Annotated in this window: 9 protein-coding genes, 2 tRNA genes and 1 pseudogene; all 12 read right to left on the bottom strand. The window is 35.3% G+C overall.

The annotated features are described in order from the left end of the window. A pseudogene (locus ACKJXD_RS10945) lies at positions 1–207 on the bottom strand (hypothetical protein); the annotation flags it as partial. 323 nt (positions 208–530) lie between these two features. Beyond that, positions 531–965, bottom strand: coding sequence for a PTS sugar transporter subunit IIA (locus ACKJXD_RS10940; protein WP_430876298.1), 435 nt, complete (start codon positions 963–965; stop codon positions 531–533). A gap of 12 nt (positions 966–977) precedes the next feature. Then, a complete protein-coding gene (locus ACKJXD_RS10935) occupies positions 978–1,976 on the bottom strand; it encodes an SIS domain-containing protein (protein ID WP_220216172.1) in 999 nt (332 codons plus the stop codon). Further along, positions 1,973–3,058 carry an SIS domain-containing protein gene (locus ACKJXD_RS10930; RefSeq protein WP_430876297.1) on the bottom strand — a complete coding sequence of 362 codons (1,086 nt, stop codon included), beginning with the start codon at positions 3,056–3,058 and terminating at the stop codon, positions 1,973–1,975. The genes ACKJXD_RS10935 and ACKJXD_RS10930 overlap by 4 nt, the downstream gene beginning before the upstream one ends. 13 nt (positions 3,059–3,071) lie before the next feature. Further along, positions 3,072–3,893 (bottom strand): PTS system mannose/fructose/sorbose family transporter subunit IID, encoded by an 822-nt coding sequence (locus tag ACKJXD_RS10925; protein ID WP_411599405.1) that lies wholly within the window; start codon positions 3,891–3,893, stop codon positions 3,072–3,074. Further along, entirely contained in the window at positions 3,874–4,710 is an 837-nt protein-coding gene (locus ACKJXD_RS10920) for a PTS mannose/fructose/sorbose/N-acetylgalactosamine transporter subunit IIC (protein WP_294829508.1), read from the bottom strand. The genes ACKJXD_RS10925 and ACKJXD_RS10920 overlap by 20 nt, the downstream gene beginning before the upstream one ends. A gap of 17 nt (positions 4,711–4,727) precedes the next feature. Next, a complete protein-coding gene (locus tag ACKJXD_RS10915) occupies positions 4,728–5,195 on the bottom strand; it encodes a PTS sugar transporter subunit IIB (protein ID WP_411590433.1) in 468 nt (155 codons plus the stop codon). Between the two features lie 11 nt (positions 5,196–5,206). After that, positions 5,207–5,890: a GntR family transcriptional regulator gene (locus ACKJXD_RS10910; protein ID WP_267350013.1), complete on the bottom strand. Its 684-nt coding sequence runs from the start codon at positions 5,888–5,890 to the stop codon at positions 5,207–5,209. Continuing rightward, positions 5,887–6,609 (bottom strand): GntR family transcriptional regulator, encoded by a 723-nt coding sequence (locus ACKJXD_RS10905; RefSeq protein WP_430876296.1) that lies wholly within the window; start codon positions 6,607–6,609, stop codon positions 5,887–5,889. Before ACKJXD_RS10905 ends, ACKJXD_RS10910 begins: the two co-directional genes overlap by 4 nt. A gap of 441 nt (positions 6,610–7,050) precedes the next feature. Then, positions 7,051–7,127 (bottom strand) — tRNA-Pro (locus ACKJXD_RS10900). A gap of 25 nt (positions 7,128–7,152) precedes the next feature. Then, positions 7,153–7,228, bottom strand: a tRNA-His gene (locus ACKJXD_RS10895). A 115-nt stretch (positions 7,229–7,343) separates the two neighbouring features. Next, the gene (locus tag ACKJXD_RS10890; protein ID WP_220216179.1) at positions 7,344–8,648 is read right to left on the bottom strand and encodes a serine dehydratase subunit alpha family protein; all 1,305 of its coding nucleotides are present in this window, start codon (positions 8,646–8,648) and stop codon (positions 7,344–7,346) included. Between the last annotated feature and the right edge of the window lie 224 nt (positions 8,649–8,872).

The following is an 8,872-nucleotide window of genomic DNA, read 5'->3' as shown; positions in this document are numbered from 1 at the left end:
TAAGCTATCAATCGGTGGTAATAAGCGAATATCTGGCGAGGCAGGCGTTAATGTTTCCTGCAAGGCTTTATCATGCTCTTGCTGACGAATAAGCTGATTATCACTGAGGATCTTTAACCCTTCAGGCGGTTGAGCAGCAAACAGAAACGGTGAGACAGAACAGAGTAAAACTGAGACGGGTAAATAAACCTTTAATAACGAATTCATCACAATACTTATATTATATTAACAATTGTTACAATTTCTTAACGAATGATTATGGTACTGTAAAAACGTTTGGTTTGTCTACAATTATTTTATAATTAATAAACTGAAATAGTTTATCATCCATTCTTAGTTGAATTACTATCAGTTAGTGAAGAGGATGAAATACAGAGTAAAGGAGGGCATAAATAAGTAATTTGATTATACCTTATTTTTATAATCAAAAGTAGCTATAAATTATATATTTATTCAATGGTAAAAGGCAAATTTTTTATTGATATAAAAAATCTGCCTAATTCAAAAAATTAAAGAAAATCAAAAAATCTTTAAAACTCCTCATTTTGATACGTGTTGTTGGTTAATGAGGTAATGTTATAGCGTTCAATGCCATTCATAGCTACCTCAATTGTTTCTGGTATTAACTCATTCAAATTATTTATATCCGATCTGAGCATAAATGTGGTTAATAGCATTGGAATATTAACGCCAGTGATAATTTCCATCGTCGGGTAATTTGGGATCAGCTTAACAAGAGTATTAAAAGGCGTACCGCCCTTTAAATCAACTAAGCATAAAATGGCTGATCCCGATTTAGTTAACATTGCTAACTTTTGTTCAATTTGCTGTTGAAAATCATCTAGCGATTGTCCCATTAAAAAAGGAACGGCTTCACATTGAGTTTGCTTACCGCATATCATTTCAGCCGTTTCAATTAAACTGTTAGCCATTGTGCCGTGAGTACTTACTAATACTGCAATCATGCACGACTCCTTTTAGTAATCTAAGCAACGATAATAACGACGGATTGACATTGGATGACGATTGAGGTGTTCGACATAAGCATCAATTCGGTTATTAATAGCACGAAAAACAAATGGAGATAAGTGCCCCCGATATTTTTCCGAAATACCTGGCAATTCATAATCTTTAGTATCAATTATGGTGTAATTAGCGCAGATTTGCGGTAAAAATTTAGCTACTCTTTCACTAAGTGAGCGCTGACTATCTTCACCAACGTAGACAGTAACAGCCGTATCCCTGTCTATAATTTCTAATGTTCCATGAAAAAATTCAGCAGATTCGATTGATTTTGAACGTAACCAATGCTGTTCTTCCCAGTAACACATAGCATGTGAATAGGTTGCTCCCCATTGATTACCTGCTCCAACAAAGTAATGCATGGCATCATCGTGATGTTTTTGCGCAACTTCTTGTCCAAAGGCATCGGCTTTTTTGGCAACAGCAACAATGTTTTTGGCAAAGTGCTGATCCATTTGTTGATAAAATTCATCATAGTCTGGAAATTCACCGGCTAAATACATCAGTCTGTCTGCGGTCATAAAGAATTTTAACTGTTCATTCATCGGATAAGAAATAACGTGATCTACCATTTTGCCTAATGGTGAATCAGCATTATCTAAAAAGGCTAATACCGTTGAGCCGACTTCTTTTTGAATTTTATCGATAGCCTCAACGACTTCTTGTGTTGAGCCAGTCACGGAGGAGATGATTATTAAAGAATCTTTGGTTATTCGCTTATTGCCAGTTACCAAATATTCCGCAGCATGTTGCACAAAAGTTTCTAGTGCAGATTTTTCTTTCATATGAACGACGGCTTGCATTGATGAAGCATAAGTGCCACCAATGCCTAACCAACAGATATTACGATAACCTCGTTCATGAATCTGATCAATAAACTGATTAATAAACGGACGTAATTTTAATGCGCCATTCATACTGTTAAGCTCTTTTTGTTCGTCAAATTTTCTCATACGGTGACCCTCTTAATTTTGGATTTAGTGATTTCATCAAATTCTTGATATGTTGATTTTTCTAGATTATGACCCTTTAACTGGGATAGCTGGTAACTGAGTAGATGAATAGGAATAGTCATAAATAATGATGTTAATAATTCATCACAATGGATATCAAAGTTTAGATCGTGCTCAGTAATAGAATGCGAGTGCTGTGCATATAGGGTTATTACCTGTTTTACATAGCGATTCAAAAAGGTTTTTAATGCTACGGCTCTTGCTTCTAATAACCCTTTTGGTTCAATAAATATGATGTAATCATCAGGATGTAAGCCAAGATAAGGGCCATGCATGTACTCTTCCAACTCTTTTCCAAACGCCGTGTTACGAACCGTTTCGGTGAATTTAGTTTCTCCTTCACGGGCGACACCATAAGTTGCCCCATAGCCAATAAAAATCACTCGTTTAGCGTGATTAAATTGTCTGAGATGATGATTTACCCATGATTGTGATTGTAGGATAACTTGTGGCAATGATATCGTAACATACTGTATTTGTTTAAGATAACTTTCAAATTGTTGCTTATCCAAACACCCTGTTTTTTGACCAATAATTAACGCAATCAGCATTAAATCAAGAATAATGACACTATAGCCAGCACTGACATAGGGCATTTCTTCAACTGGCATCCCCATTGATAAAACATGATTGCTGATGTTATATATCGGACTGTTAGAATTACTAGTGAGGGTATAAATAGTTAGATTTTTTTTAATAAATTGTTCAACCAAATGAATGGTGGAATAGCTTTCCCCACCTTGTGATATGGCAAAATAGAGCGTATTAGCGTCATTATAGTGTAAGTAGTTTGCTGCCATGGAAGGATCTTCAATATAAACAGGGAGTTTTAATATTTTACTCATCAATGGTCTGGCACCATAAGCGGCGTTGGCACTCGATCCTGTAGCAAAAATGACAATCGATTGAAGTGACTTTTCAGTATTTAAATCTATCTGATCAGCAAATAACGATTGATAATGATCTAATATGCTTTGATAAAATTCTGGCTCTAAGGCGACATAGTCTGCGATACTTTTCATTTTTATTTCCTAATTATCCCAATAATCCACTCCATGCCCCTAAAATCCCGATTGCGGCAATAAGTAGAAGTATCCAATGCGCTTTGATCCCTTTTTTGACTAACATAAAGATGAATAACGTAAACATCAAAGGCAAAATTTGCGGTACAATTCCGTTAAAGATATCTTGTAGTGAGGCTGAATCATCGCCAGACCCAATTTTTAACGGCATATTTAATGTCACCATAGTAGCAACCATGGCGCCAACCACACATAGCCCTAACACTGATGCCCCATAGGATAACTTATCCATTAAACCTGTCTTTTGAACCTTTTCAATAAAAGATGCGCCAATGTTATAGCCTATAAGTAAACCAAAATAACGGGCTAAAATGGCAGGTACGTTAAAGATAAGTAAAAAAAGAAGTGGACCTAGAATATTACCTTCCAGTGCTAAAGAGGTACCAATACCTGTTGCAATAACGCGTAATGTTCCCCAAAAGAACGAATCCCCCAGACCACTTAAAGGTCCCATTAGTGCAATTTTGACATCGTTGATAGCGCTTTTATCAAAATCACTATCGGTGGCATTTTGTTCTTCCATGGCAATACAAATACCTAGTGGAAAGGTGATTAACCATGGTGTGACGTTATAAAATTCTAAATGTCGTTGATAGGCATCAGTGAGTTCGATTTTATTATGACTGTAAATCTTATCTAAAGCTGGTCTCATCGCATAGGAATAGCCTAAGTTCATTTGTCGTTCATAATTCCATGACCATTCAGCGGTAAATGAACGCCAAAACGTTCTGGATAACTCCTTATTGGTTATTAGTTTAGAACTCTTCATTTTCATAATCGATCTCCTGTGCAACTACCGCATTTCCCATAGTGGTACTGAGTTTTTGCCCACTTTCTTCTGTAATCATCTTTTTGCCATTAAATGCCGAATAACCCGTTAAAATGAGCGCAAGACATCCCCCAAAGATTGCCACCCCGGTAACGGGTACTTTCATATAAACGGCAAGTGCAAAACCAAAAATAAAGAAGGTAGCATTGGTCTTTTTAATCATGATTTTCATTAACATTGCAAATCCAAATGCCGGCAATAAACCAGTTGCAATACCTAGTCCTTCAATAATAAATTTAGGTATCATTTCCAATAGACCATTCACCGCAGAACTGCCAAATAGATAAGAAAGTCCTACGACTAAACCGATTGGCAGATTGATTGAAAAGAATCCACCTAATAAATTCATTCGATCCATACCTTTACCATTGCCTTCACTGGCGTATTTATCCGCTTTATGAACAAAGTAAGGAAGAATAAAAAGAAAACATAAGTTTTTAACCAATAAAACTAAAGAAGCAATAGGAATACCTAACGCCAAAGCAATTTCGGTACTTTTACCTGCCCCAATGGCGAACGCGGTACCCAATATACTGCCTGATATAATTTCGGGTGGAATAGAAGCGCCAATAGAAAACGAACCTACAAATGCGAGTTCTAATGTAGCACCAATAACAATACCTTGTGTGATGTCGCCCATGACTAAACCAGCTAAAGTACAAGTAACAAGTGGTCTGGATAACATTGATGAACCTAATAAGTATTCACCATTGGCTAACATCGCAATCAAAGCTAAAACAACAGCTGTTAATTCGATACTCATATTTTTGTCCCTCTTAACTATTTTTCAAATTTTTGCTTTGATTCGCTTGGGACTTGTTGAATATAGATCTCAATGCCGTCTTGTTGTAATCCTGTTAATAAATCCGCCTCAGTATCAGTTAAATTAATTGTTTTAGAGTAATTTTTTGTCCCTTCTCGAGGTTTAGTACCACCTAAATTTAGGCTACTGACTTTACCTTGCGTAGCTCGAATGAGTTTTTCAGCATCTGCAACGGATTCAACGACAATTAACATTTGATATTTATCTGTTACGCCTGAATTGATCGCCTCAATACTGTCATCAATTGACTTCATCACTAATTTTGCATTTTCTGGTTTAGCTAAACGAATAGCAGATTTACGTAATTCGTCATTAGCCACGACATCATTAGCCACTAAAATAGTGTTTGCACCAACATTTTCAAACCATGAAACAACTACCTGACCATGTAATAAACGGTGATCTACACGTAATAATTTAATCATTGATATACCTCCTAGGTGAAATCGACCACATATTTAGTATTACTAGCAAACTTGTACTCAAGCGCAATCGGTTCGTTATTAATATCAAAATAGTGATTAGTAATTTTAAAAAATGGGGCGTTAATATTGATACGTAATTGTTTGGAAAGTTCAGCATTGGCTACCATCAATTGCAAATCTTGCTCTAATTTATCGACTTTTTTCTTTCCCGAATTAATGATTTCAAGTGCTGATAGTACCTTGATAATGGAAAGCTGAAAGTCTGGAAAATTAGTTAACGGTAGCAAAAAAATGGTTTTCGTTACGCTATTTGTTGCTATCTCCAAAAAACCAATAAAGTAGATAAGTTCCGTTGATTTTATTTTTAATAATTGGCTGTAATAACAACCTGCTTGCCTGAGATAGGCTTCTTTGATCTGCTTTTTATGATTTGAATAAGCTTGAGGTTTAATTATGCCTGTCATTTCTAAAATCGTTTGGGTTGAAAGTGTAGGAGCGACAAATAATCCAACCCCTTTCTTTCTGACCACCATATTTTTTTCAACTAAACGATCAATCGCTTTACGGACTGTGGTTCGACTGACTTCATAATCTTTTTGCAACTGACCTTCTGGCGGTAACTCTGCACCCACACTATATTGTCCTGTACTTATCTGCTCCATTAATTGGAGTGCTAATTTTTCAAATAACTTCATTTGTATTCTTCCTGATAATTAAAGATATTTTTTGCAGATAAGTGATATTTAAATCGATTACCAATTAAGTACTGGTCGGTGTGTTCAAACGGTTCAAAGTCATGATCATAACTGTAACTTGATACTTTATAGATAGGTGTGCCTTCAGTAATTGCTAAATATTTGGCTTTATCGTTGAGAGCGACTTCGTATGCGATCTCTTCTCGACCATGACTGGGTATAACATGAAAATGTGTTTTTAAATATTCATAAAGCGAAATATCATTTAAATCTTGTTTAACTAAATCTTTAAATTTTTTCGAAGGAAGATAACTTATTTCATAAGATAACGGAGTTTTATTCAATAAACGTTGTCTTACTATTCTGATTAATCGCTGATTTGATTTAAAAAAGGTGTTTAATTCGGTAGGCATTGGAATGATATCATTAGAGAGTACTTTAATTTTGATGTGAACATCATCTTCTTTTTGGCACTCTTCAGTAAACGAAGACATTTTTAGCATATTCATTTCAAAGACAGTATGATTAGGGAGATGGTGATCTTCCTGAAAAACATCACCTTCCATCATTAAATCACTTAATGCTCTTCTAACTGTCGTTCGACTTACCCCAAAATATTCGGCAAGCCCTCTTTCTGTCTTTATTTGACTGATTATTTTAGGATTTGCTCTAATTTGTTCTTCGACTTCAGTTTTGACTGCAATATCACGGTATTCCAAAGATCACGCTCCATATTTGGGCTTTTTTATCCAATAGATATATCTTTAACAACCAATTACTGATTAAAAATTATCTAAAAAAATACATGCCGTCAATTTTAAGTACCAAAAGTGTAGCCGAGATCACAATATTTATTATTAACTACATAAAATCAGGACAATAACGATTTAGTGTGAATTAACTAATAGGTGAAGTAATTAAAATAGAATAATTACAGATAATTTAGACAAGATAGGTGCAAGCTTATCTATGATTAAAGTGGAATCGCTTCCACCTCAATCTATTAAAATTATGGACGAAAATAATATTTATAAATTTGTTGAACTTGGTGTGAGTTATGTTTTATCAGATAAAGTGTAAGCGATTATTCTCGATTCTCTTCTCATCAAAACCTAGATAACAAAAAAGCCCGCTCATAAGAGCAGGCTTTTTGTTCAAATTGGTCGGCGAGAGAGGATTCGAACCTCCGACCCACTGGTCCCAAACCAGTTGCGCTACCAAGCTGCGCTACTCGCCGTCAGATTTATTATGCATTGCATAAATGGGGTGGCTAATGGGACTCGAACCCACGACAACTGGAATCACAATCCAGGGCTCTACCAACTGAGCTATAGCCACCGCTGAAGTAGGACGAAATATTACGCATAAAAAATAATATTGTCCAGTATATTTTTAAAAAAACTCTTCAATTGGTTATATAAAAACCGCCTTGTAGTTTAACTCCCTAGTATATTTAAACTTTATGCGACATGATATGAATAATCTGTGTATCAGTGGCTTTCATGCTGTTACTGACAATTGCCCCTAAATTATTAATTGACGTTTCAACGCTATCACACACAATCCCTTCTTTACCGGTGACCCGAATACGATTTAAAGCCATGAGAACGGCTTTGAAAGCTGAAGATACGGATGTTGAAACTTTCATAGCGCAACTATTAGATGCACCATCACAAATAATACCAGATAAATCCCCAATCATACTACAAATAGCCATATCTACCGGTTCATACTCTCTTTTGCCTAACAACCATGCCATTCCTGCTGCTGAGCCCATAGCAGCAGTTGAAGCGGCACAAAGCGCAGATAATGGCGGATATTTACTATGGATATAGATTGCTATGGTGTGCGATAAAATAAGCGCTCTGGCTAATTGCTCTTGAGAGGCTTTTAAATGTTCAGCCACAACAACAACAGGCATGGTTGCCGTAATACCTTGATTACCAGAACCTGAATTACTCATTGCCGGCAATGTAGCTCCGCCCATTCGAGCATCAGATGCTGCTGTGGTGCGAATAATCACTTTAGACAGTAAATCATCCGCCATTAATCCATTTTTTGTATGTTCATGTAATGTAGCCGCAATACTTAATCCGTATTCTCGTTTTAACCCTTCTTCAGATAAAGCATTGTTTAATTTAGCAGCCTGTAAAATAAATTTTATATCATCAAAATTTGCATAGGTAGCAAATTCATAAATAGATTTTACCGACATTTGTTTTATTATTGGATTTTGATTTAATTGATCGGCACAATCCGAATCAGATTGATAAATTATTTCACTATTTTTTTCGATTAAAACTAAATTGGTATGTGAATTTTCAACACAAACTCTAACATGATCTGTTTCAGTGTAGATATTAGCTTCGGAGTAGATAGCTTTGTGATTTTCAGCTATATGGACACTAACTTTATTATCGGTAAGCATTTTTTTTGCTTGTATAAGTTGCTGTGAAGTAATTTTTTTTAATACTTCCAAACCAGCATCAGCGTCACCACCGATAGCCCCAATCGCAGCAGCAATAGGTAAGCCAACCATACCAGTACCGGGAACAGTGACACCCATTCCATTCTTCATCAAATTAGGGGAAACATAAGCCTCTATTTTTTTTATTTTGCTTTTGTCTATATACTGAGTTGCTACAGCTGAAGCAAATGCCAGAGAAATAGGTTCTGTACAACCAAGTGCTGGTAAAACTTCATGCTTTATTAGTTCAATTAATGCCTGCCATTGCAATTGTTGTCCAAACTTATCCATTGATTAATCGTAAAATTATTAGGTGAAAATTTAACAAATTCTTTATTATTATTTTATTATATCTTAAGTCATATTTGAATGATGATATTACACAATCTCTATATAATAGTGCAATTTTATAGCAAATAAATTAATTAAAATAGAACATTATTCATTTTCGTTTAAATTTTAATTAAAGCTATAGTTAAACTAAAGTTTTTGTTATCAACCAGGTAGTAAATTAA

The organism is Gilliamella sp. G0441, assembly GCF_050589305.1.
GTDB lineage: Bacteria > Pseudomonadota > Gammaproteobacteria > Enterobacterales > Orbaceae > Gilliamella.
The sequence above is the reverse complement of the archived record's forward strand: the minus strand, read 5'-3'. Positions and strand labels throughout refer to the sequence as shown.